The organism is Streptomyces sp. LHD-70, assembly GCF_031157275.1.
Lineage (GTDB): Bacteria > Actinomycetota > Actinomycetes > Streptomycetales > Streptomycetaceae > Streptomyces.
In genome coordinates, this window is the sequence record NZ_JAVIFW010000020.1 from 48,100 (window position 1) to 72,700 (window position 24,601).

Sequence of the window (24,601 nt, forward strand, 5' to 3'; positions counted from 1 at the left end):
CACCCGACGACGTACCGCCCGCACCACCCCGAACCCCTGGAGTCGAACCCGTCATGGAGACGAACATGAAGAAGGCGCTGATCCTCGGCGAGTACAAGATCGCCCGCTTCCTGCCGGTCCTGCGCGACCGCGGCTACACCCACGTCGTGGTCTACTCGGCCGTCGCCTTCGACCCGGCCACCGAGTTCGACGCCGAAGGCGTCGAGGTCAAGCCGATGGACCTCGGCTGGGACGCGGACGACGTGCTGCGCGTCCTCGACACCGAGCGCCCCGACGTCGCCATCGCCAACCCCTACGCCCACGGCCAGGAGCAACTCCCCATCGTGTACGGCCGGGCCGCGGCCCGGTGGGGCGGCCGGTTCGTCGCGCACTCCGCCGAGTTCGCCGAAGTGGCCTGCGACAAGGTCGCGTTGCACGAGACCGGGGTGGAGCGCGGCTGGCCGGTCCCGGCGGGCGCGGTCTGCGCCGACGCCGCCGCGGTCACCGAGGCCGCCCGCGACCTGAATTTCCCGCTGGTGATCAAGGAGGCCCAGGCCCAGGCGGGCGACGGCCGCTTCTACGCCGAGTCCCCGGAGCAGCTCGACGCGGTGCTCGCCGCGGGCCTCGCCTTCCCCGCGATCGTGCAGACCTTCAAGCGCGGCATCGAGACCGGCATCGAACTGATCAGCTCGGGGGCTGAGTTGATGCGCTGGCCGGTGGTGTCGATGGGCCCGCTCGACGCGGGCCTCGACCCGTCGCTGCGGGCCCGCGTCACCCCGTACGCGCTCCCGGAGCGGGCCGCCGCCCGACTGGACGAGTTCGTCACCGACATCCAGGACAACTTCGCCCCCTACGGGCCCTGGCAGATCGACTTCGCCGTGGTCGACGACGACATCGTCGTCCTGGAGATCAACCCCCGCCTCGGCGGCCTCTCCGACATGGGCCGCACCGGCACCGGCACCGACCCGCACGCCGTGTTCACCGCGGCCGCGCTCGGTGAGCCGCTGCCCGACGTGCGCACCCGCGCCGTGACCGTCGAGCTGCCGTCGACCGAGATCCCCGGCGTGCAGGTGCCCGCGCACCCCGAGGGCGCCGAGGTCGTCCAGGTCACCGCGCGCAGGCCCACCAACCGGTGCTTCATCGGCACCGACCGCATGCAACTGGTCACCACCGTCGGCGATCCGGAGGCCGGCCGGCGCTGGATCAAGGAGCTGGACGCCGCGGGCCTGCTGCGCGGCTCGGCCGAGTCCGCGTACCGGCAGCTGGAGCAGGGCTTCGAGGCGTTCGACTCAGAGGCGGTCTCGCTGTGAAGGTGCTCATCGCCGGCCTCGGCGACCTCAAGGAGTTCGGGCTCAAGTCACTTCGCGACGCCGGGCACTTCGTCGGCGTCATCGACCTGCCGCACCGCATCCCGATCAACCTGTGCGACTGGTGGCGGGCGGGCGACCGGTTCTCCGTCGACTCGATGCTGGAGGCCGCGAGCTCCGCGGGCTTCACCTGGGACGCGATCCTCTGCTGGGAGGAGCTGTCCACCGACATCGCCCGCGACGTCGCCCGCAAACTCGGCGTTCCCGCGCCCCGCATGCCCGCAGGACACTTCCGCGACAAGGGCGTCATGCACGGCCGGCTGCGGGAGGCCGGGCTGCCGACGCCCCAACTCGGCGTGGCCCGCACCGCGGCGGAGTGCGAGCGGCTGGGCGAGGGCCGCTTCCCGCTCGTGGTCAAGCCGACCGACTACGGCGGCAGCGGCGGCGTCCGCGTCGTCGACGACCCCCGCGACCTCGCCGCCGCCTTCCACGCCGCCGCCACCCTGTCGGCGAGCGGGCGGGTGGCCGTCGACCGCTATGTGGCCGGCGAGGAGTTCAGCGTCGAGGCGGTGACCTGGGCCCCGGGCGACACACAGATCGTCGCCGTCACCGAGAAGCACCTCACCCGGCCCCCGTACTGCGTGGAGCTCGGCCATGTGTCGCCCGCGACGGTGCCGGAGACCGACCGCACCGCCCTCGCCGCCGCCACGGTCGCCGCCCTCGACGCCCTCGGCATGGAAGCGGGCGTCTGCCACGCGGAGTTCCGGATGAGCGCCGACGGGCCGGTCCTCATGGAGATCGCCGGACGGCCGGCCGGCGGCCAGATCCCCCGTCTCGTCGAGCTGGCCACCGGCTGGAACCTCAACACCGCCGAACTCGCAGCGGTGGTGGGGGAGCGGACCACGCCCGGCACACCGGCCGCCGAGTGCGCGGCCGTCCGGTTCTTCACCGGCGACGGACAGACCCCGTTCCGCCACCCGGTGACCCTGGACGACGCGCGCCGTCCGCCGCTGCTCGGCACCCTGCGGGAGCTGCGCTACACCGCGGCCGAGGGCACCGTGGCGCGCGTGCCGCGCGGCCCCGAGGACCGGCTCGGGTACGCGATCCTCGCGGGCACCCGCGCCGACGTCACCACGGCCCTCGGCGCGCTCGACGACGGGGCGAAGGAGTACCGCGGTGACTAGCCCCCCGAACCTGTGGCGCAACCACGACTTCCTCAAGCTCTGGTCCGGCGAGTCCGTCGCCGCGCTCGGCGCCCAGGTGACCCAACTGGCGCTGCCCATGCTGGTCCTCGGTGCGCTCGGGGCCGGCCCGGCGGAGGTCGGCCTCGTCTCGGCGATGCAGTTCCTGCCCGCGCTGTGCGTCACCCCGTTCGCCGGCCTGCTGATCGACCTGGTCGACCGCAGGCTGGTCCTGCTCCTCGCCAACCTGATGCGGGCAGCCGCGCTCGCCGTGGTGCCGGTGCTCCACCTGACCGACGCGCTGACCGTGCCGGCGCTGTGCGTGGTCGCGTTCACCGTCGGCGCGGGCACCGCCGTCTTCGACGTCGCCTATCTCACGTACCTCCCGGCCCTGGTGCCGCAGCGGGACCTGGTGGACGCCAACAGCAAGCTGCAGGGCTCCTACTCCGTCGCGCAGATCGGCGGCTCCGGAGTGGGCGGTCTGCTCATCAAGGCGCTCGGCGCGTGGTTCGCCATCCTGCTGAACGTCGCGGCCTATCTGACCGCGTTCGTGGCGCTGTTCCTGATCCGGCACCGGGAGCCGCCCCGCGACCCGGCGACGGCCGACCGGCCACGCCTGAGCGACGTCTTCACCAGCTTCGGACTGCTCTGGCGCCACCGGATCCTGCGCATGCTGTGCATCCGCGCGGGCTGGTTCAACATGTGCGAGCAGGCGATCCTCACGCTGTTCCTGGTGTACGCCGTCAAGGAACTGCGGATGGACGCGGGCGGGGTCGGCCTCGTCCTCGCCATCGGCAGCGTCGCCTCGCTCGGCGGGGCGATGGTCGCCAAGCGCGCCGGGGAGTTCTTCGGGTTCCCGAGGATCCTCGTCGTCGCCGCCAGCGCCTCCTCCCTCGCGCCCGCGCTGCTGCTGCCGACGGGCCCGGGCGGCGCCTGGAACTTCACCTTCGCGGTCCTGACGTTCGCGGTGTACGGCTTCGGCCTGACCGTCTACAACGTCCATGTCGTCGCGTTCCGGCAGTCGGTGATCCCGTCCGCGATCCTGGGCCGTGCGACCGCCGCGTACCGGATGCTCACCTACGGGCCCTTCCCGGTCGGCGCGTTCCTCGGCGGGCTGCTCGGCGAGCGGATCGGCCTGTGGAACTCGATCCTGCTGTTCGCGCTCGCCTCGGTCGCCGGCTGGGCCCTGTTCGCGCTCGCCTTCGGCAGACTGCCCGCCGACACCCGGCAGGCGGCGCGGGAACCGGAGCAGCCGACCCGCACCGAACGAGCACCCGCGTCCCGGCCCTAGGGCCAGCACCACCCTGCAACCCGTTCACGTGCCGCGGGGTTCCCCTTCATACGGGGAGGCGCACGCCTGCCGCACCCCGCCGTACCGCCACCAGTACCCGATTCCGAGCTCCGGGAGCACACCGCGATGGCCGACGCCACCAGGCCCGACACCCCCGTGGACACCGAGGTCGCCGTCGTCGGCGGCGGACCGGTCGGCATGCTCCTCGCCAGGGAACTCGCCCTGCTCGGAGTCCGCACCACCGTCCTGGAGAGACTCCCCGCACCCACGGGGGAGTCCAAGGCCGGCACCCTGCACGCCCGCAGCGGCCAGACCCTGAACCGGCGCGGTCTCCTGGAGGCCGTCCAGCCCGGCCGCCCCGCGCCCCGCACCGTCGGCGGCCCGGTGCCGTTCCACTTCGCCGGCATGTTCGACCTGGACCTGGCCGCGGTGGTCGACGAGGGCCCCGTCATCATCGGCAGCCCGCAGGCCTGGGCGCAGGAGGTCTTCGGCGACGACGCGGTCCGGCTCGGCGCGACCGTACGGCGGGACAGCGAGGTCACCGGCCTCGACGAGGAGCCCGGCCGCGTCCGCCTCACCGTCCGCTCCGGCGACGGCGACACCCGTACGCTGACGGCCCGTTGGGTGGTCGGAGCCGACGGGGCGCGCAGCGCGGTGCGCCGCCTGACCGGCATCCCGTTCACCGGCACCCCGGCCGGGGTCGGCGCCCTCATCGGCGAGGTCCGCCTCCTCGACCCGGGCTCCGCCCCGCGGGGCTGGCAGCGCAACTCCCGTGGCTGGACGCTGGTCTGGCTCAACCCCTTCGGCCACAGCCGCGTCTGCACGTACGACTTCCGCGGGCCGCACGCCGACCGGCAGGCGCCCGTCGGCCTGGACGAGTTCCGCGCCGAGGTCGAGCGGATCGCGGGCCGGTCCGTCCCGATGGACTCGCCGAGCTGGCTGACCCGGTTCAGCGACGCCGCCCTGCAGGCCGAGCGGTACCGCGAGGGCCGGGTGCTGCTCGCCGGGGACGCCGCGCACGTCCATTTCCCGGCCGGCGGCCAGGGCGTCAACCTCGGCCTGCAGGACGCCGTCAACCTGGGCTGGAAGCTCGCCGCCGAGGTGCGCGGCCACGCCCCCGAGGGGCTGCTCGACACGTACCAGGCCGAACGGCATCCGGTCGCGGCCGCCGTGCTCGACAACGTGCGCGCCCAGGTGGCCCTCATGGACCCGAGCCCACGCATGGACGCGCTCCGCGAACTGTTCGCGGAACTCATGCACATGGACGAGGTCAACGCCAAGCTCAGCTCGATGATCAGCGGCACGGACGTGGCCTACGACCTGGGCGCGGACAGCGGCGCCCTGGCCGGCCGCTTTGCCCCCGACCTGCCCCTCAAGTCCGGCACCGGGCAGCGAAGCCTCGCCGAACTGCTGCACTCCGCCCGCCCGTTGCTGCTCCTGCTCGCCGAGAACCCCGGCCTGGCTCAGGCGGCGCGGCCGTGGGCGGACCGGGTCGATGTGGTCACCGCCACGGCGGTCCTGCACCCCGGCGCGGACGCCCTCCTGGTCCGCCCGGACGGCTATGTCGCCTGGTCGGCGCGGGGCACGGACGCGGACGGCACGGCGCTGCGGCGGGCGCTGACCCGCTGGTTCGGGGCGCCCGCCGCAGAGTGAGGTCCTGGTCGGGTCAGTAGCGGTAGTGGTCCGGCTTGTACGGGCCGTCGACCTGCACACCGATGTACTCCGCCTGCTCCGGGCGCAGCTCGGTCAGCTTCACGCCGAGCGCGTCCAGGTGGAGGCGGGCGACCTTCTCGTCCAGGTGCTTGGGCAGCACGTACACATCCGTCGGGTACTCCTGCGGCTTCGTGAACAGCTCGATCTGCGCCAGCGTCTGGTCCGCGAAGGAGTTGGACATCACGAACGACGGGTGACCGGTGGCGTTGCCCAGGTTCAGCAGACGGCCCTCGGACAGCACGATGATGACCTTGCCGTCGGAGAACGTCCACGTGTGGACCTGCGGCTTGACCTCGTCCTTCACGATCCCGTCGATCGCCGCGAGACCGGCCATGTCGATCTCGTTGTCGAAGTGGCCGATGTTCCCCACGATCGCCTGGTGCTTCATCCTGGCCATGTCCGAGGCCATGATGATGTCCTTGTTGCCCGTCGTCGTCACGAAGATGTCAGCGACCTCGACGACGTCCTGGAGCGTCGCAACCTGGTAGCCGTCCATCGCCGCCTGCAGCGCGCAGATCGGGTCGATCTCCGTGACGATCACCCGGGCACCCTGACCGCGCAGCGACTCCGCGCAGCCCTTGCCCACATCGCCGTAGCCACAGATGACCGCGGTCTTGCCGCCGATCAGGACGTCCGTGGCGCGGTTGATGCCGTCGACCAGCGAGTGCCGGCAGCCGTACTTGTTGTCGAACTTCGACTTCGTCACCGCGTCGTTCACATTGATCGCCGGGAACAGCAGCGTCCCGTCACGGTGCATCTCGTAGAGGCGGTGGACACCCGTCGTGGTCTCCTCCGTCACACCACGGATCTCCGAGGCGACCTGGGACCAGTTGAGCGCGGTGTCGCGGAGGAGTTCGAGGATGACGCGGTGTTCGTCGTTCTCGGCGGTCGACGGGTCGGGCACGGCGCCCGCCTTCTGGTACTCAAGTCCCTTGTGGACGAGGAGAGTCGCGTCGCCGCCGTCGTCCAGGATCATGTTCGGGCCGGGGTGGCCGGGCCAGGTCAGCGCCTGCTCCGTGCACCACCAGTACTCCTCCAGGGTCTCGCCCTTCCACGCGAACACCGGGATACCGGCGGCGGCGATCGCGGCCGCCGCGTGGTCCTGCGTCGAGTAGATGTTGCACGACACCCAGCGCACCTCGGCGCCCAGGGCCACCAGCGTCTCGATGAGCACCGCCGTCTGCACCGTCATGTGCAGCGAACCGGTGATCCGGGCACCGGCCAGCGGCTGAGCGGCCGCGTACTCCTTGCGGATGGCCATCAGGCCGGGCATCTCGTGCTCGGCGAGAGTGATCTCCTTGCGGCCGAACTCCGCGAGGGAGAGGTCGGCGACCTTGAAGTCGGTGAACTCAGCTGGCATGAAGGCTCCTTGAGCTTTTCGTCACGTTGCCGTGGATGTCCAGGGCTGCCGTGGACTTGTTGAGGGTGATGTAGTGCAGGCCGGGGGCGCCCTCGGCGAGCAGCCTGTGCGCCATGGCGGTGGCGTGCTCGACCCCGATGCGGTACGCGTCCTCGGGCCGCTCCCGGGCGGCATCGAGACGACGGGCGAGGTCCTCGGGGAAAGCGGCGTCGGAGAGTTCCGCGAACCGGCGGATCTGGCGGACGTCGGTGGCCGGCATGATCTCCGGGATGATCGGGGTCGTACAGCCCGCGGCCGCGACCCGGTCACGCAGCCGCAGATAGTCCTCCACGTCGAAGAACATCTGGGTGATGGCGTAGTCCGCGCCCGCGCGGCACTTCGCCACGAAGTGCCGGATGTCGCTGTCCCAGTCCGGTGAGCGCGGATGCCGCTCGGGGAAGGCCGCGACGCCGATGGTGAAATCGCCCAACGACCGTACGAGCTCGACCAGTTGGTGGGCGTGCGTGAAACCGTCCGGGTGCGCGGTCCACGGGCCCTTCGGGTCGCCGGGCGGGTCGCCGCGCAGCACCAGGACGTCCCGCACTCCGGCGTCCGCGTACTGCCCGACGATGTTGCGCAGTTCGGCCACCGAGTGCCCGACGGCGGTCAGATGCGCGACCGGCCGCAGCGTCGTCTCCGACACCAGGCGATTGGTGATGCCGATGGTGCGCTCCCGGGAGGAGCCGCCCGCACCGTAGGTGACGGACACGAAGTCGGGAGCCATCGGCTCGATACGGCGGATGGCCTGCCACAGCGTCTGCTCGCCCTTGGCCGTCTTGGGCGGGAAGAACTCGAACGAGAACGTCGTCACCGTCGGCCTCCCGCGTTGAAGTAGCTCGCCTGCGGGTGGTGCAGCACGATCGCGTCGGTGGACTGCTCGGGGTGCAACTGGAACTCCTCGGACAACTCGACGCCGATCCGCCCCGGCTCCAGGAGATGCGCGATCTTCGCGCGGTCCTCCAGGTCCGGACAGGCCGGATAGCCGAGCGAGTAGCGGCAGCCCTGGTATTCGGTACGGAACATCCCGGCGAGCTCCGGCGGGTCGTACGCGTCCACGTCCAGCTCCTCGCGGACGCGCGCGTGCCAGTACTCGGCGAGGGCCTCGGCCAACTGCACGGACAGCCCGTGGAGTTCGAGGTAGTCGCGGTAGGAGTTGGCCTCGAACAGCTCGGCGGTGGCCTCGCCGATCCTGGAGCCGACGGTGACGACCTGGAGGCCGACCACATCGGTCTTGCCGGACTCCTCGGGGCGGAAGAAGTCCGCGAGGCAGAGGCGGCGGCCACGGGGCTGGCGGGGGAAGGTGAAGCGGGTGCGCTCGTTGCCGTCGTCGCCGAGGAGGATCAGGTCGTCGCCCTTGGACACACACGGGAAGTAGCCGTAGACCACCGCCGCCTCCAGGAGGTTCTCGGTGCGCAGCCGGTCCAGCCACATCCGCAGCCGCGGCCGCCCCTCCCGCTCGACGGTCTCGCCCTTCAGCCCCCACTGGCCCTTGAACAGCGCGCCCTCGTCCAGCCAGGACGCGTACTCCCCCAGCTGGATGCCCTTGACGACGCGGGTGCCCCAGAACGGCGGCTCGGGCACACGGTTGTCCACGCACACGTCGGAACGGACCGGGCCCTGCTCCTCCCGTACGTCGGCCACCGGGGTGTCACGCTTCGGCACCCGGCGCTGCTTTAGTTCGGGCAGGGTCGCGCCGGGCACGCCGCGCTTGACGGCGATGAGCGCGTCCATGAGGCGCAGGCCCTCGAACGCGTCGCGGGCGTAGCGGACTTCGCCCTCGTAGATCTCGTGGAGGTCCTGCTCGACGTAGGCGCGGGTGAGGGCGGCGCCGCCCAGGATGACCGGGAAGTCGGCGGCCATCTTGCGCTGGTTGAGCTCCTCCAGGTTCTCCTTCATGATCACCGTGGACTTGACCAGGAGCCCGGACATGCCGATCACGTCCGCGCGGTGCTCCGCGGCGGCGTCCAGGATCGCGGAGACCGGCTGCTTGATGCCCAGATTGACCACGTTGTAGCCGTTGTTGGACAGGATGATGTCGACGAGGTTCTTGCCGATGTCATGGACGTCGCCGCGCACGGTGGCCAGGACGATGGTGCCCTTGCCCGACCCACCCGACAATGAATCCGTCGACTTCTCCATGTGCGGCTCCAGATGCGCCACCGCCGTCTTCATCACCTCGGCCGACTGCAGCACGAACGGCAGCTGCATCTGCCCGGAGCCGAACAGCTCACCGACCACCTTCATGCCCTCAAGCAGCGTGTTGTTGACGATGTCCAGCGCCGGGGTGTCCTGCAGCGCCTCATCGAGGTCGGCCTGCAGGCCGTTCTTCTCACCGTCGATGATCCGCCGCTTGAGCCGCTCCTCCAGCGGCAGCGCGGCCAGCTCCTCTGCCTTGCCCGCCTTCAACGACTTCGCGGTGGCGCCCTCGAACAACGCCATCAGCTTCTGCAGCGGGTCGTAGCCCTCGCTGCGACGGTCATAGATCAGATCCAGGGCCGTGGTGACCTGCTCCTCGTCGAAGCGGGCGATCGGCAGGATCTTCGAGGCGTGCACGATCGCCGAGTCCAGGCCCGCCTTGGTGCACTCGTCCAGGAACACCGAGTTGAGCAGGATCCGCGCGGCCGGGTTCAGACCGAAGGAGATGTTGGACAGGCCGAGCGTGGTCTGCACGTCCGGGCGGCGGCGCTTCAGCTCCCGGATCGCCTCGATCGTGGCGACACCGTCCTTACGGGACTCCTCCTGCCCCGTGCAGATCGTGAACGTCAACGTGTCGATGAGGATGTCCGACTCACGGATGCCCCAGTTGCCGGTGAGGTCGTCGATGATCCGCTCGGCGATGGCGACCTTGTTCTCGACCGTGCGGGCCTGGCCCTCCTCGTCGATCGTCAGCGCGATCAACGCCGCACCATGCTCGCGGGCCAGCTCGGTGACCTTCGCGAAACGCGACTCCGGCCCGTCACCGTCCTCGTAGTTCACCGAGTTGATGACCGCACGGCCACCCAGCTTCTCCAACCCCGCCTGAATCACCGGCACTTCAGTCGAGTCGAGCACGATCGGCAGCGTCGAAGCGGTCGCGAAACGGCCCGCCAGCTCCTCCATGTCCGCCACACCGTCCCGGCCGACATAGTCCACACACAGATCCAGCATGTGCGCGCCCTCACGGATCTGGTCCCGCGCCATCTCCACACAGTCGTCCCAGCGGCCGTCCAGCATCGCCTCACGGAACTTCTTCGACCCGTTCGCGTTCGTCCGCTCACCGATCGCCATGTACGACGTGTCCTGACGGAACGGCACCGTCTGATAGAGAGAAGCGGCGCCCGGCTCGGGCTGCGGCTCACGCACCGTCGGCGTCAAGTCCCGCACCCGCTCCACCACCTGGCGCAGATGCTCCGGCGTCGTACCGCAGCAACCGCCCACCAACGAGAGCCCGAAGTCGCGCACGAAGTTCTGCTGCGCGTCGGCGAGGCCCTCCGGGCCGAGGGGGAAGTGGGCGCCGTCCTTCGTGAGGACCGGAAGGCCCGCGTTCGGCATGCACAGCAGGGGGATGCGGGAGTGCTGGTTGAGATGGCGCAGATGCTCGGTCATCTCGGCCGGGCCCGTCGAGCAGTTGAGGCCGATCATGTCGATGCCCAGCGGCTCCAGCGCCGTCAGCGCGGCACCGATCTCGGAGCCGAGGAGCATCGTGCCGGTCGTCTCGAACGCCAGCGAGCACAGCAGCGGCATGCTCACGCCCGCCACGTCGAGCGCCCGCCGCGCACCGAGGATCGCCGCCTTGGTCTGCAGCAGATCCTGCGTCGTCTCCACCAGGAGCGCGTCCGCGCCGCCCGCGATCAGCCCTTCCGCGTTCGCCTGGAACCCGTCCCGCAGCCGCACGTACGGGGCGTGGCCGAGCGTCGGCAGCTTCGTACCCGGGCCCATCGAGCCGAGCACCCAGCGCTGCTGCCCACCGGACCCGGTGAACTCGTCCGCGACCTCCCGCGCGATCCGCGCACCCGCCTCCGACAGCTCGAAGATCCGCTCCGGGATGTCGTACTCACCGAGCGCCGAGGAGTTCGCGCCGAACGTGTTGGTCTCGACGCAGTCCACACCCACCGCGAAGTACTCGGCGTGCACCGCGCGCACGATGTCCGGGCGGGTCACGTTCAGGATCTCGTTGCAGCCCTCCAGCTGCTGGAAATCGTCCAGGCTCGGATCCTGCGCCTGGAGCATCGTGCCCATCGCCCCGTCGGCCACCACCACACGGGAGGCGAGAGCGGTCCGCAGCGCGTCCACACGGCCGGCCGCCGTCATCACGCACCCGCCAGGCACGGCTCGATGTCCTGCGCGGCCGTGCCGCCGTAGACCCGGTCGACACGGGCCAGCAGGTCCGCGGGCAGCAGCTTGTACTCCTGCGTGCCGACCGACTCCAGGACCACCGTGGCCAGGGCGCAGCCCAGTTGGGCGGCTCGCTCGTGCGACAGCTGCCGGGCGAGACCCGCGAGGAAACCCGCCCGGAAGGCGTCGCCCACCCCGGTCGGGTCGGCCGCCGCGTCCGTCGCCACCGCGGGCACGTCCCGGCGGGCCGCGCCGTGCGCCAGCAGGGACACCCCGTCCGCGCCGCGCGTCACGACCCACGTGCCGACCCGGGACAGCACCTCCTCCTCGTCCCAGCCGGTGCGCTCCTGCAGCAGCGCGGCCTCGTACTCGTTGGTGAACAGCCAGGTGGCGCCCTCGACCAGGGCGCGGGTCTCGTCGCCGGAGAGGCGGGCCAGCTGCTGCGAGGGATCGGCCGCGACCGGGATGCCCAAGCCGTGCGCCGAAGCGGTGTGCCGCAGCATCGCCTGCGGATCGTCCGCGCCGACCAGGACCAGGTCGAGGCCCTCGGTGCGCCAGTGCGTCGCCTCCAGGTCGATCCGGGAGGCCTCGGCCATGGCGCCCGCGTAGAAGGTCGCGATCTGGTTCTGGTCGTTGTCCGTCGTGCACACGAAACGGGCCGTGTGCAGGGACTCGCTGACCCGTACGGAAGCGGTGTCCACGCCGGCCTCCCGCAGCCGGGACCCGTACTCGGCGAAGTCCAGGCCCGCGGCGCCCACCAGAGCGGGCCGGACGCCGAGCAGACCCAGGCCGAAGGCGATGTTCGCGCCGACGCCGCCGCGGCGGACCTCAAGCCGGTCGGCGAGGAAGGACAGGGACACCCGCTCCAGCTGACCGGCGATCAGCTGGTCGGCGAAGCGGCCGGGGAACACCATCAGATGGTCGGTCGCGATGGAACCGGTCACGGCGATACGCACGACGTTTCTCCTTGAACCTGGTGGGGGCGGTGGCGCGGGACGCACCACGGACAGCGAACAGCGGACAGGCACCCGCGCCCGCCCCGACGCACGGGACGGGCGCGAGCGGGCACGGACGGGCGTGTGGGGCCGGGGCCTACAGCCCCGCGGCCCGGCGCAGCGCGTCCACGCGGTCCGTCTTCTCCCAGGTGAAATCGGGCAGTTCACGGCCGAAGTGGCCGTACGCGGCGGTCTGCGCGTAGATCGGGCGGAGCAGGTCGAGATCCCGGATGATGGCGGCCGGCCGCAGGTCGAAGACCTCGCCGATGGCCCGCTCGATGACGGCCTGCGCGACGGTCGCCGTGCCGAAGGTCTCCACGAACAGGCCGACCGGCTCGGCCTTCCCGATCGCGTACGCCACCTGCACCTCGCAGCGCCGCGCGAGCCCGGCCGCCACGACGTTCTTCGCCACCCAGCGCATCGCGTACGCGGCCGAACGGTCCACCTTCGACGGGTCCTTGCCGGAGAACGCGCCGCCGCCGTGCCGGGCCATGCCCCCGTACGTGTCGATGATGATCTTCCGGCCGGTGAGGCCCGCGTCGCCCATCGGGCCGCCGATCTCGAACCGGCCGGTCGGGTTGACGAGCAGCCGGTAGCCGTCGGTCGCCAGGTCGGTGCCGTTCTCGGCGAGCTCCTTCAGGACGTGCTCCACGACGTGCTCGCGGATGTCCGGAGTGAGCAGCGAGTCCAGGTCGATGTCGGCCGCGTGCTGCGACGACACCACGACCGTGTCCAGGCGGGCCGGGACGCTGCCCTGGTACTCGACGGTGACCTGCGTCTTGCCGTCCGGACGCAGATACGGCACCGTCCCGTCCTTGCGCACCTCGGCCAGGCGGCGCGACAGGCGGTGCGCCAGCGAGATCGGCAGCGGCATCAGCTCGGGCGTCTCGTCGGTCGCGTACCCGAACATCAACCCCTGGTCGCCCGCGCCCTGTTGGTCGAGCGCATCACCCCCGCCCGCGACCCGCTTCTCGTACGCGGTGTCGACGCCCTGCGCGATGTCCGGGGACTGCGCGCCGATGGACACCGAGACACCGCAGGACGTGCCGTCGAAGCCCTTGGCGGACGAGTCGTAGCCGATGTCGAGGATCGCCTCGCGCACCAGGGCGGGGATGTCGGCGTACGCGCCGGTGGTGACCTCACCGGCCAGGTGCACCTGGCCCGTGGTGATCAGGGTCTCCACCGCGACGCGTGCCGCGGGTTCCTGGGCGAGGAGTGCGTCCAGGACGGCGTCACTGATCCGGTCGGCGATCTTGTCGGGGTGGCCCTCGGTCACGGACTCGGAGGTGAAGAGCCGAGAAGTCATGCGGTTCTCTCCCATTGGCGGCGTGCGGTGCGGTGAAGTGGTCTGTGCCTTGCGGTGGATGTGCGGTGCGGTGAAGTGGTCTGTGCCTTGCGGTGGATGTGCTGTGCGGTGGATGTGGTTTGTGGTGGTCGTGGCGTGTTGGTGATGGGGCTGCGGGTGTGCGTTCCGATGCTCGGGACCGGGTGCGGGCGGGGGCAACGGCGGTCCGTGCCGGTGTGCCGAAGGAGGCAGCGGCGGCCTACCCCCTTCGAGGTGCCCGCACGTCGGACACCTCCTCCCGGCCGCCCGGCGGCGCGGGCAGGTCGCGCAGCTCTTTCAACTGCTGCCGGCGGACATCGGTGCTGAACACCAGGAAGTCGGCGATCACCGCCAGCTGTTCGGGGGAGTAGCGGCGGGACAGCTGTGCGTCCAGGTCGTCCAGATGCGGCGCGGTGAGCTCACCGGCACGTTCGGACGCCTCGCCCGTCGGACGCACCACGACCCGGCGCCGGTCGTCCCGCCGGACCCGCCGCACGATCAGACCGCCGCGCTCAAGCCGGTCGAGCAGCGCCGAGACACTGCCCGGCGTACGACCGAGCCGGACCGCGAGCAGCCCGGGGGAGACCTCCTCGTCGGCGCCGCGGAGAAACTCCAGACACCGAAGGTCCGTCTCGTTCAGCCCCATGAGCCGCGCCACTTCACGCTCGGCCTCACGGAACGTGTCCCGGTACTCCTGCCCGGCGTCACGCAGACCGGTGAGGTGACTCTCGCGCGGGTGTGAGGGCTCCGTACGGCGCTGGTGCCGGGCCGGGGGTTCTGGATCCCCGCGGCCGCCCGGCTGCTCGGCGTCGTGCCGTGCCGGGCCGAAGTCCCGTGTCGTGACGTCCATGTGATGCTTCCCCTCCCGAGGGTCCCGCCGGGTGTGTGCTTACTTCTTCCGAAACCGTTGCCCTGGCGGCGGGCGGCAGAAGTGGCCGAAGTGGCTGCCATGCCGGACGGCATCCCTTGATCCATCACGGACAGTCCGCCATGAACAGTCCGTCACCGTAAGTCCGCCACCTGTTAGTCCGTCACCTGTCAGTCCGTCACAACGAGTCCGTCCGCCACCGTCGGTCCGCTCATGTCGGCGCGGACCGCCACCGTCAGTCCGCCACCGGCAGCACCGCCACGGCGCGCAGGCCGCCGCTCCCGCCCCGGCCCAGTTCGAGCCGGCCGCCCGAGGCGGCGAGCAGGGCCGCGGCGATCGTCAGGCCGAGGCCCGTGCCGCTGCGGCCGTGCCCCGAACTGCCGCGCCAGAACGGCTCGCAGGCGCGCGCGATCTCCTCGTCCGCCATACCGGGCCCCTGGTCCGCGACCTCGACCCGTACCGCGGCGCCGGCCGCACGCACGACGACCGCCACCGAGCCGCCGGCCCCGGACACGTGCAGCGCGTTGTCCAGGAACACGTCGAGTGCCTGCTCCAACGTGCCCCGCACCTGAACACCCGTACACGCGACCCCGTCCAGGCACAGCCGCACCCCGCGTGCCCCGGCCGGAGCCGACCAGGCGTCGACCCGGCCCGCCGCGACCCCGAGCGCGTCGACCGTCTCGGTCGGCGGGCTGCCCCCGTCGATGGAACCCCAGGCGAGGACCTGTTCCAGCACGTGCGCGAGCCGCTCCACCTCGTGCAGGATGCCGCGGACCTCCCGCCGGGCCCGGTCGTCGCCCGGCCCGAGCAGATGGTCCTGGAGCAGTTCGAGCCGCAGCCGTACGGAGGACAGCGGGCCGCGGACCTGGTGCGCGGCCGCCGCGGCGGCCGACGGCGAGCCCTCCGCGGGAAGCGTGGGCGCGTCGACGGGCGAGAGACGGGCGGGGGAGGGGCCGGGGGAGACGGGGGAGACGGGGGAGACGGGGGAGACGGGGGAGACGGAGGGGACGGAGGAGATGCGGGAGGCATCGACGGTCATCGCGGAGCCACCCCCGCTCAGACGTACGCGGCGTCCGGCACCGTCATCCGGTAGCCGACACCGCGCACGGTCTCGATCCATTCCGTGCTGCCGAGCTTGGCGCGCAGCGAGCCCACGTGGACGTCGAGCGTGCGCGTGGAGCCGAACCAGTTCTCGTCCCACACCCGCGCCATGATGTCCTGACGCTCCATCACCGTGCCCGGATCCTCCATCAGCATCGCGAGCAGGTTGAACTCCTTGCGCGTGATGCGCACTTCGGCATCGTTCAGGAACACCTTGCGGGTACGCGGGTCCAGGCGCAGCGGACCGGCACGGAGCGGGCCGCCCGCCCCGGCCGGCGCCTCCGGCCCCGCGGCGGGCACCGCAGTCGTGGCCCCGGACACCGCAGCCGCCGGCGCGGACATGGGTGCCGCGACCGGCGCCGGGAGCGCTGCCACCGGGGCCGGTCGCGGGGTCGGGACGGACACCGGGCCGGAAACAGGGCCGGGGAGCGGCACCGGTGCCGGGCCGCCGAGAGGGGGCGCGGTGGGGGCGGCAGGGGCGGCAGGGACGGCAGTTGCAGGGACCAGGGCCGCGGCATGCTGCGCGCAGCCGCCCGCCCGCCGCGAGACCGCCTGGATACGGGCGATCAGCTCGTACCGGCCGACGGGCTTCGGCATGAAGTCGTCCGCCCCCAGATGCAGCGCCATCACCCGGTCCAGCTCCTCCGTACGACCGCTGAGCGCGATCACCGGCACGCACGACCGCTCGCGGATGCGCCGGCACACCTCGTGCCCCTCCAGGTCGGGCAACCCGAGGTCGAGCAGGACCAGTTCGGCACCGTCGAGCCGCCCGAGGGCCTCCGTGCCCGTGCAGACCCGGTGCGCCTGGTGGCCGTGGACCTCGAGGGTCTGCTCCAGAGCCTCGGCGACCCCGTCGTCGTCCTCGACGATCAGAACGTTCATCGATCGTGCCTCCCGTCGGCGGAGCCCGCGGACCCCGTGGACCCCGCTGCACCCTCGCAGTTCACATACTTGTCGAACGGCTTGCTTTTCAATTCTTAGCAAGCCGGTCGACCGGTCTTCAATAACGGAAGGTCAGCCGGCGCCCAGGGGAGCATCCGCGGATGTGTCTTTCGGGGTACGGCGACCGCCGCGCCCCGCGCCGACCCGGCCGCCCGCGTCCCGGGGTTGACCCTTTCCGAACGCCCCCCGGTAGGGTGCGCGAGGTACGCTCCGAACCTCGAGGGCGGTGCGGCCAGGGGAAGTTGGCTGGTCGGAGAGGGGGCGAGGGGATGGCGGCGGAGCACGGCGCACGCAGCACGGCAGCCGTTCTGCTCGAACACCGCACCGACGAGGTGCTCGCCGCCTACGAGGCGTCCCTGCACAGCACCGGCAGCTCACTGCTCCGCGAAGAGCCCGACGCCCGCCGGTACGTCGCCGAGGCCCGGCAGATACTCGCCCACGTCAGCGCCGAACTGCACCGCGGAACCTACTTGCCGCACCGTACGGAAGCCCCCGCCCCCGAGGTCCCGCCGGGCGGCCCGCGCACCCACCCCGTCGAATCGGGGCGCGCCGCGGCCGCCCTCTTCGACGCCGTGACCGTCGTCCTGCTCGGCGTGCCCGAGGAGGACCGGCCCTCCGGCGCGGAGACCGCCGTACTCTTCTCGCTCCTGCACCGCCAGATCGTCGCGCGGCACACCGCCCGCTCCGTCGCCCACATCGGCTACCTCCTGGAGCGGCTCCGCAGCGCCCACGACGACGAACGGCGCCGCATCGCCCGGGAGTTGCACGACGAGGTGGCCGGCCAGCTGGGCTCCGCCCTCAACGGTTTCGAGCTGCACGACCTCTACCAGGAGAGCGGCCGCGACGCCCTGGCCCGCGACAAGCTCGGCACGGCCCGCGACTCCGTCCGCGAGTCCCTCGGCAGCCTGCGCGACGTGATGACGGGCCTGCGCCACCGCATCGACGAACCACTGCGCACCGGACTCGCCCGCGACCTGGAGGACCTGGGCGCGGCAGCGGGCACGGGCGACGGCGAGGTGCGCATCACCGTCACCGGCGACGAGTCCCGGCTGCGGCCCGGTGTCGCCGAGGAGCTGTTCCTGATCGTCCGCGAGGCGCAGCGCAACGCGCTCAGGCACGCCCGCGCCCGGCACATCACCGTGGCCGTGCACGTGGCGCCCGAAGAGGTGCGGGGCGTCGTGGAGGACGACGGGGTCGGATTCGACCCCAGGACCACGGCCCCGCGGGGCCACAGCGGCATGCTCTCCATGCGGGAGCGCGCCGAACTCCTCGGCGGCAGCGTCGCCGTGGAGTCCCAGGCGGGCCGGGGAACCCGCATTCTGGTCTTCGTACCGTTGAGGGGGACGACAGGTGGAGACGACACATAGAGCCGTACGCGTACTCATCGCCGACGACCACACGCTGTTCCGCGAGGGCATCGGGGAGATCCTCACCGCGGCCGGCGGCATCGAGGTCGTGGGCTCCGCCCACAGCGGCGAGGACACCTGCCGCAAGGCGGCCGAACTCCACCCGGACGTCGTCGTCCTCGACGTCGAGATGCCCGGCCAGGGCATCCGCGAGACCCTGCCGCAGCTGCGCCGCGTCTCCCCGCACTCCCGGATCGTCGTCCTGACCATGCACGACGACGTGGTCCTCGCCCGCGAACTCCTCGCGCTCGGTGCCGGCGCCTACCTCGTCAAGGGCTCGACCCGGCACGAGCTGCTCTCCGCGATCCACAGCGTCGTCGTCGACCGCGGTCCGGGACATGTGATCCTCTCCGTCTCCCAGCAGGGCCTCGATCGTGTCGACAACACCCCGGGCGAACTCCTCTCCGCCCGCGAACGCGAGGTCCTCGGCCTCACCGCCGAGGCCATGAGCAACTCCCAGATCGCCCGCAGACTCTCCATCGCCGAGGGCACAGTCAAACGCCACCTGCGCAACATCTACGCCAAACTCGGCGCGGTCTCCCGCCTGGACGCGGTCAACAAGGCGGTGGCGGCGTCCTTGATCCCGCCCCCGGAGAACCGGAACTAGGCCGTCTCCTTCGGATCTTGCCGGGCCCCGTCACGCCCCGGTGTGCCCGAGCCGGACGGGATTCGCCGCCTCCGACCCCCGTACGACCGTCCCCTCGCGCAGCACCCACCCCTCTCCGTCGGCCGTCGCCCCGCGCAAGCCCTCCACCGCGTCCGCGCCCGTGAGGCGGGTGAGTCGGGTGAGGCGGGGCGTGGCGAGGGAGGCGAAGGCATAGGTGCGGGCCGGGGTCCAGTCGGTGCTCTGGCGGAGGCGGGCCGCCATCGGGGCGAAGTCCTCCGGGCCGGACGCCACCACCCAGGCGTCGGGGGCGGGGCGCGTCAGCCGGCGGGCCGGGCGCAGCCAGGACGCCGCCTCGCGCGGCCAGTCCACCGTCGCGAGGACCTCGCCGCCCGCCGCCTCCCAGGCACGGGCGAACGCCTCGGCGGCGCGCCGGGCCGACGGCTGCCGCGCGTGGCCGAGGGAGACGGTTCTCGTTCGGGTCCCGCTGCCGGTCCCGGGGTCTGTCAACTGGGCGAGCAGGCAGGCCAGTTCGGCTTCCGTATGGCCCGCACGGTCCTCAGGGCCGCCCGCATGGTCCTCATGGCCACGGCCCTCGGCGGGCTCGGGCTGCGCGCGGGCCTGCGTGGACCGCCAGCGCGCATACCGCTCCGGCAGGCAGATCGCGCAGGGCCGGTAGCCCGCCGCGAGTGCGGTCGCCTCGTCGGCGAAGAAGACGCGCTGCGCCACGTACCCGCCGCGCTCGATCGCGCGCCGGGCGGACGGGCAGTCGAGACGCCCGTACAGCCGCCCGCGCCGGTAGCCGCCGAGGGCGCCGGGACGTGTGCTGACGTACGGCCGGCCGTCGGCGCCGAGCAGCGTGTAGCGGCCCGGCGCCGGGGAGGCGGGCGGGGTCACAGCGGCAGCTCCAGCTGCGGTTGCAGTGCGCCCTCGTGCGTGAGCAGCGCCTCCTTGCGCGGGATACCCGCCGCGTACCCGCGCATCGAGCCGTCGGCGCCGATCACCCGGTGGCAGGGGCGGACGAGCAGCAGGGGGTTCGCCCCGATCGCCGCACCCACCGCGCGGACCTCCTCGCGCCCCACCCCGAGCCGCTCGGCGAGCGCCCCGTACGTGGTGGTCGTGCCGTACGGGATGGCGTCCAGGGCCTGCCAGACGCGCTCCTGGAACGCGCTTCCCCGGGTGCTGAACTCCAGCCGGAACTCGGTGAGTTCACCGTCGAAGTACGCGCGGAGCTGCTGGACGGCCGCGTCGAACGCCTCCGGTGCGCGCCGCCATCCGGGCTCGACGCGCGGCGCGCCCCGCTGCCCCGGCATGGACAGCGAAACCAGCGCCGCCCGCCCCGGCGCACCGGGGGACTCCTCGCCGACGAGCAGCAGTTCGCCGACCGGGCTGTCGACGGTCGTGTAGAGCGTCATCGTGTCGCTCCTTTCTGTGCACTCACCACTGTGGCCCCCGCGCACACCGACGGCTGGCGGTTTTCGGACGTGGAAGCGGCGTGCGTTCCGGCGGGAGCCACGCAGGCGCTACGCGGCCGTCCGCGCCGCCGCGTGCAGGCCGAGCGGCGGCCGGCCCGCGGCGGCCGCCGGCGCGAGAGGAGCGGGCCGCTCGGCGCACAGCCGCCCGATCGAGGCGTCGATGCCCCGCGCGTCGCCGTACGCCGTGACGAGCTCGGTGTCCCAGCCGCGCACCGCGTCCGCCAGCGCCCGCAGCGCCACGTCGGCGGGCATGGCGAGCATGCCGTCCAACTCGCCCGGCACCGGGACCGGTTCGCCGTCGAAGGCGTCATCCCGTACGTCATCCCGTACGTCATCCCGTACGTCATCCCGTACGTCATCCCGTACGTCATCCCGTACGTCATCCCGTACGTCATCCCGTACGTCATCCCGTGCTGCGACCTCTCGTACATCCGGCTCCGGGGCCCACGACGGCCAGGCCACCGCGACCGACGCGCCCTGGCGTGCGCCGGTCTCGCCCAGCTGGGCGCGGGCCGCGGCGAGTGCGCCGAGAGCGCGGCCGGTGGCCGAGCCAGGGGTGCCGAACCAGGCCGACGCCGAGGACAGCAGCACGAAGAAGCCGAGCGGCAGAGACGCCGTCGCCCGGTCCAGCTGAATGGCCTCGTCGAGCGGCCCGCCCGCGCAGTGCAGCACCCCGTCGAGGCCGCCGGACTCCCGCTGGGCGGCGGCCACGGCCGCGAGCGCGTCGGCGGGCCGGGACAGCTTCGCCCGTACGAATGTCACGCTCGCCCCGGCCCGCTCCATGCGGCGGAACGCGGCCTGCTGCTCCGCGTCCGGGTCCTGCTCGCCGGTCAGCACCAGGCGGGCGCGGTGCTCGCGGGCGAGGAGCGAGGCGAGCCGCAGACCGGTGCCGGTGGTGCCGCCGGTGATCAGATAGCGGCCGCCGTCGTGGAACACCGGGCGCCGCCCCGAGGCCGCGGTGCGCCGCTCGCGCCGGCGCAGGACCCGGACCTGGCGCCCGGCGTCCGCGTACCGCACCTCGGCGAGGCCGGGCAGTGTGGCCGCGGACAGTTCGGCGAGGGCCACGGCGAGCGGGTCACCGGCGCCGGCCGGCACCGTCTCGACACGCACGCACACGGGCCGCAGGCCGCGCTCCCCGGCGGCTGCGGCCTGCGCCAACGAGCCGAGCACCGGGGCGAGTTCGGGCCGGGCCCGGCCGGTCACCAGGAACGCCACCGGCAGCGGACCGCCCTCGGAACCGGCGAGCTGACCGCCCTCCGGACCGCCCTCCGGACCGTCCGCGGAGCCGGCGAGCAGGGCCTGCAGCGCCGGACGCACCAGCTCCATGGCGCGCTCCGGCCGCGTCGTCGCGGCCGGGAGGTCGAAGACCAGGGCGCGCGGGCCGCGCCCGGCCGCCCGGAGGCCGGCGAGGAACGCCGTCCACGCGGCCGGGTCGGCGTCGACGTCCAGGCCGACCCGCACCGGCCGGACGGAGCCGGGCGCCCAGGCCCGCCCGTGGTCCGCGCCATCCACGACGAGCAGCACATCGCGTGCGGTGAGCGGCACGGGCCCGGCGACCGGTGCGGGATCGGCGGCCTCCCACACCGGGGTGTACGTGACGAGCTCGGCCGGTGCCATCGTCGACTTCCCTTCCTGACGCGGGTGCGTGGGGTGCGTGGTGTGCGCGTTCATCGGGATTCCTCCGTGGTGCGGTCTGCCCCGGCCTTCCAGTATTGGCCCCGGGAATTCCCGGTCAAGAAGTGGCCAAAGCCATGGGGAGGACGTTCCTCTTCGTGCCGCCCTGTTCTTCCTCTTACCTCAACTGAGCTTCTGTGCAGGGGAGTTGTCGGCACGCCGAAATCCTCCGGCATTTCCCCTGCGTTCCGCTTAACCTTCCCTTTCGGTGCTGCTTAACGAAGCCTCACCCGTGTCTGCCGCATTCTTTTCGTTCCGTACGAAGAGCCGTACGAACAGACGCGCCGCCTCGGCCGCCTCCGCCAGGCCGGCGAAGCCCCGGTCGCGGGCCGCCGCCGTCAGTTCCCGCTCGCCCGTGCACCGCCAGCGCTCCTCCAGGTGGCCGCGGACCTCCGCGTCAGGGACCGGGTCCGCCGTACCCGCGACAGCCGCCGCCACCACGTCCGCGCTGTCCGCCCACACCCGGTCCGTGCCGCGCAGTCCGGCGGGCACACCGTGGAACGGGGCCGAGCCGGGGGCCTCGCGGAACGAGCGGACGAGCAGGGTCAGCAGCCGCGCCTCGGCGCCGTTCTGCCGCAGCTCCGCCGGCGTGAGCCAGTACGCCCACGCCTCCCGGGACAGCAGGCCGGGTGCGATGCCGCGCTCACCGGCCACCTCCAGGGCGGCGGCGACCAGCCCCCGGTCGGCGCTCCGCAACCGCTCGCCCGCGATCCCCGCCAGGGCGAACCGCCGCCAGCGCGCCGGGAAGTCGGGGGCGTACAACTGCTGGAAGCGCAGAACGTCGCGCTCCGGGACGGTCGCGGGATGGCGGTGGGCCACGGCCGGGCGGTGGGCGGCGCGCCAGCGCTCCAGGTGCGTGGTGCGCGGCAGCAGCCAGGCCGGAGTGGTGATGAGCGGGGCGGGCCCGGTCTCGTGGGTCGCGCACCCCAGGGCCGCCAGTGCGTCCTGGCGCATCAGGCCGTACAGCTCGGGATGGTCGTCGGTGAACCGCCGCAGCGTCCGGGCGGCGCGCCCAGCGCCGACCGACAACTCGCGGGCGCCCGCGGCAAGTTCGGGCCAGGTCCGCCGGAGGTGGTGCAGGCCCTTTGCGACGTCGAGCAGGGCGGCGGCGTCGGCGGCGCTCAGCACCTCATCGGCGACGGCGTTGGAGATGCCCCAGCGCAGATCGACCAGCGCGACCGTGCCCGGCCCGCCCGGCGCGACCTCGTCGTCGGCGTCCAGGGCCCCCTGGACGTACATGCCGAAGACCAGGCCCACGCCCTGCATGCCGTAGGGCCACAGCTCGGCCGCGCGCAGGGCGCCGATGCCGGCGGCGCCGATGACGCGGGTGCCGCGGCTCAGTACGTCGATGATCTCCTTGTGCCGTACGGGCGGGTCGGGGCTGCCCGCCCCGTCGATGAGGACCACGGTGTCGTACCGGTCGGTGTCCAGGGTCAGCAGGTCGCCGTGGCGCACCGGCGGGTGCGGCACGGCGTACGGGGCGCTCTGCAGGATCTCGGCCACCGTCACTGTGGGCCCCGCGTACACATGCGTGGTCACGCGGCCTCCCGCACGGCGGGTCCGGGCGGTTCGCGGCGCGGCGGGTTCCCGTGCCGCGAGCCGCCGCCGAGCCCCGGGGCCACCACCTTGACCACGCTGAAGCCGCCCTCGGTGCTCAGGTCGACGACCAGCGGCGGGCGCCCGGTCACCGCCCGCAGCCGGTCCGCGAGCCACCGGGTCTCCTGCGTGTCCTCGGCGAACTCCCGCCCCGGCCCGCCGACTTCGTGCCAGGCCACGGTCCGGCCCGGGGCCCATGGGCCGACGACGGCGCCCGGAGTGGGTCCCGGGGCGGGTCCCGAGCGCACGGCGGGCAGGTCGTCGCGGCTGCCCACGAGTGCGGTGAGACGATTCTGCGCGGCCTTGGCCACCGCCCGCCCCAGGGCGATGCCCGGCGAACTGTGCACACCGGAGCCGACCGCGGGGGCGGCCGGAAAGCCGTTGGCGGGGCGGGGGGAGTCGGCCGTGTGGCTCGGAAAGCCGTTGGCGGGGAGACCGGCAGGCGAGATCGAGCAGGCGAAACAGGGCAGCCCCCAGCGGTTGGGCACGCTCACGATCTCCGCCCGGGCGCCCCCGTCCGCGATCCGCCGCAGCAGGTCCGCGCAGTGGGGATCGTCCACCGAGGCCGGATCCACGTACACCCGCCGGGACCGGGGCACGGCGGCGGCGCTGGCCGTGCAGTCCCGCTCGATCACCTCGTACAGGGCGTGCGCGACCGCCTCGTCGTAACTGTTGCCGCCGGCCAGGCCGTCGGTGGAGGCGTGCAGCAGCGGCGGCTGCCAGGCGCCGGTGGCCTCCTCGTCGAGGGCCACGCAGGCGCGCGGCACCAGCGCCGGGGAGCCGCCGGCCACCTCGGCGGCGAGCACCCAGTCCAGCGGCGTACGCTCCCCGAGCAGGCGGCCCTCGGCGACCGCCAACTCGCCTACCGCGTAAGGGAGTTCCAGATCCCCGGCCGGTACGTTCCGCAACTCGGCCGGCGGGCAGGCGTACTCGGCGTGCCACCGCTCCAGGGCCGCCATCACCGCGGAGATCCGGGCCAGGAGGGGCGAAGTGCCCTGGCCCGGGGAGACGGTGAGGGATCTGGCGGCGGGCCGCACCACCACCGCCACCGGCACCCCGAGGGTGTCCAGGCCGGTGACGTCGGCGACCCGGGTGATCCCGAACGCCTCCCGCCGTGCGTCGACAGCCGCCCAGGTCTCCTCCGGTCGCCGGACGCGATGCGTGCCGTCGAAATGCACCTTCTTCACGCGTGGCTCCTTCTCCCGGCGGGTCCTCGGCGGCGCCTGTCGGGCGCTCTGCCCCCAGCGTCATGTCCAGCATCGGAGGTGCCGCCCCAGCGGTGTGTCACACCTGCGCGACGGCGGGTGCAGGGCTCCGGCAAGAGTGTGTGCAGGCCGGTCTGCGGGCTCTGGCGGCGGCCTGGCGCACTGCGTACGCCCCTCTGTGCTTTGTCTGCATTTGCTCTGCCTTGATGCTGTTGTGGGCTTTTCTA

Annotated in this window: 19 protein-coding genes; 6 read left to right on the forward strand and 13 right to left on the reverse strand. The window is 72.7% G+C overall.

Features of this window, described 5'->3' with window-relative positions; translation table 11 throughout:
* The first annotated feature begins 53 nt into the window (after positions 1-53).
* The 4 genes from RCO28_RS31245 to RCO28_RS31260 all read left to right on the forward strand — a co-directional run bounded on the left by RCO28_RS31245 (position 54) and on the right by RCO28_RS31260 (position 5,411).
* A complete protein-coding gene (locus tag RCO28_RS31245; protein ID WP_308944678.1) occupies positions 54-1,289 on the forward strand; it encodes an ATP-grasp domain-containing protein in 1,236 nt (411 codons plus the stop codon).
* Positions 1,286-2,470, forward strand: coding sequence for an ATP-grasp domain-containing protein (locus RCO28_RS31250; RefSeq protein ID WP_308944679.1), 1,185 nt, complete (start codon positions 1,286-1,288; stop codon positions 2,468-2,470). Before RCO28_RS31245 ends, RCO28_RS31250 begins: the two co-directional genes overlap by 4 nt.
* Positions 2,463-3,758 (forward strand): MFS transporter, encoded by a 1,296-nt coding sequence (locus RCO28_RS31255; RefSeq protein ID WP_308944680.1) that lies wholly within the window; start codon positions 2,463-2,465, stop codon positions 3,756-3,758. Before RCO28_RS31250 ends, RCO28_RS31255 begins: the two co-directional genes overlap by 8 nt.
* 126 nt (positions 3,759-3,884) lie before the next feature.
* The gene (locus tag RCO28_RS31260) at positions 3,885-5,411 is read left to right on the forward strand and encodes an FAD-dependent monooxygenase (protein WP_308944681.1); all 1,527 of its coding nucleotides are present in this window, start codon (positions 3,885-3,887) and stop codon (positions 5,409-5,411) included.
* Between the two features lie 13 nt (positions 5,412-5,424).
* On the opposite strand, the gene ahcY is transcribed toward RCO28_RS31260, so the two are convergent.
* From ahcY to RCO28_RS31300, 8 genes are all read right to left on the reverse strand, one after another.
* Positions 5,425-6,831 (reverse strand): adenosylhomocysteinase, encoded by a 1,407-nt coding sequence (gene ahcY, locus RCO28_RS31265; RefSeq protein ID WP_308944682.1) that lies wholly within the window; start codon positions 6,829-6,831, stop codon positions 5,425-5,427.
* On the reverse strand, positions 6,821-7,681 hold the full coding sequence (gene metF, locus RCO28_RS31270) for a methylenetetrahydrofolate reductase [NAD(P)H] (protein WP_308944683.1): 861 nt from the start codon (positions 7,679-7,681) through the stop codon (positions 6,821-6,823). The genes ahcY and metF overlap by 11 nt, the downstream gene beginning before the upstream one ends.
* Positions 7,678-11,160 (reverse strand): methionine synthase, encoded by a 3,483-nt coding sequence (gene metH / locus RCO28_RS31275; protein ID WP_308944684.1) that lies wholly within the window; start codon positions 11,158-11,160, stop codon positions 7,678-7,680. The genes metF and metH overlap by 4 nt, the downstream gene beginning before the upstream one ends.
* Entirely contained in the window at positions 11,160-12,140 is a 981-nt protein-coding gene (locus RCO28_RS31280; protein ID WP_308944685.1) for a carbohydrate kinase family protein, read from the reverse strand. Before RCO28_RS31280 ends, metH begins: the two co-directional genes overlap by 1 nt.
* Positions 12,141-12,276: 136 nt before the next feature.
* The gene (metK, locus tag RCO28_RS31285; protein WP_308944686.1) at positions 12,277-13,485 is read right to left on the reverse strand and encodes a methionine adenosyltransferase; all 1,209 of its coding nucleotides are present in this window, start codon (positions 13,483-13,485) and stop codon (positions 12,277-12,279) included.
* Positions 13,486-13,723: 238 nt separating this feature from the next.
* Complete coding sequence (locus RCO28_RS31290) at positions 13,724-14,353, reverse strand: MarR family transcriptional regulator (protein ID WP_308944687.1); 630 nt, start codon at positions 14,351-14,353, stop codon at positions 13,724-13,726.
* Positions 14,354-14,606: 253 nt separating this feature from the next.
* On the reverse strand, positions 14,607-15,410 hold the full coding sequence (locus RCO28_RS31295) for a HAMP domain-containing sensor histidine kinase (protein ID WP_308944688.1): 804 nt from the start codon (positions 15,408-15,410) through the stop codon (positions 14,607-14,609).
* Between the two features lie 17 nt (positions 15,411-15,427).
* On the reverse strand, positions 15,428-16,354 hold the full coding sequence (locus tag RCO28_RS31300) for a response regulator transcription factor (protein ID WP_308944689.1): 927 nt from the start codon (positions 16,352-16,354) through the stop codon (positions 15,428-15,430).
* A 329-nt stretch (positions 16,355-16,683) separates the two neighbouring features.
* On the opposite strand from RCO28_RS31300, the gene RCO28_RS31305 reads away from it, so the two are divergent.
* On the forward strand, positions 16,684-17,781 hold the full coding sequence (locus RCO28_RS31305) for a sensor histidine kinase (RefSeq protein WP_308944690.1): 1,098 nt from the start codon (positions 16,684-16,686) through the stop codon (positions 17,779-17,781).
* Positions 17,765-18,427 (forward strand): response regulator transcription factor, encoded by a 663-nt coding sequence (locus tag RCO28_RS31310; RefSeq protein ID WP_308944691.1) that lies wholly within the window; start codon positions 17,765-17,767, stop codon positions 18,425-18,427. The genes RCO28_RS31305 and RCO28_RS31310 overlap by 17 nt, the downstream gene beginning before the upstream one ends.
* Before the next feature lie 30 nt (positions 18,428-18,457).
* Here RCO28_RS31310 and RCO28_RS31315 read toward each other — a convergent pair whose 3' ends face one another.
* The 5 genes from RCO28_RS31315 to RCO28_RS31335 all read right to left on the reverse strand — a co-directional run bounded on the left by RCO28_RS31315 (position 18,458) and on the right by RCO28_RS31335 (position 24,356).
* The gene (locus tag RCO28_RS31315; RefSeq protein ID WP_308944692.1) at positions 18,458-19,321 is read right to left on the reverse strand and encodes an Ada metal-binding domain-containing protein; all 864 of its coding nucleotides are present in this window, start codon (positions 19,319-19,321) and stop codon (positions 18,458-18,460) included.
* Positions 19,318-19,839, reverse strand: a complete 522-nt coding sequence (locus tag RCO28_RS31320) for a methylated-DNA--[protein]-cysteine S-methyltransferase (protein ID WP_308944693.1) — start codon at positions 19,837-19,839, stop codon at positions 19,318-19,320. The genes RCO28_RS31315 and RCO28_RS31320 overlap by 4 nt, the downstream gene beginning before the upstream one ends.
* A 108-nt stretch (positions 19,840-19,947) precedes the next feature.
* Complete coding sequence (locus RCO28_RS31325; protein WP_308944694.1) at positions 19,948-21,570, reverse strand: SDR family NAD(P)-dependent oxidoreductase; 1,623 nt, start codon at positions 21,568-21,570, stop codon at positions 19,948-19,950.
* 195 nt (positions 21,571-21,765) lie between these two features.
* Positions 21,766-23,112 (reverse strand): TfuA-like protein, encoded by a 1,347-nt coding sequence (locus RCO28_RS31330; RefSeq protein WP_308944695.1) that lies wholly within the window; start codon positions 23,110-23,112, stop codon positions 21,766-21,768.
* The gene (locus RCO28_RS31335) at positions 23,109-24,356 is read right to left on the reverse strand and encodes a YcaO-like family protein (protein ID WP_308944696.1); all 1,248 of its coding nucleotides are present in this window, start codon (positions 24,354-24,356) and stop codon (positions 23,109-23,111) included. Before RCO28_RS31335 ends, RCO28_RS31330 begins: the two co-directional genes overlap by 4 nt.
* Positions 24,357-24,601: the final 245 nt, after the last annotated feature.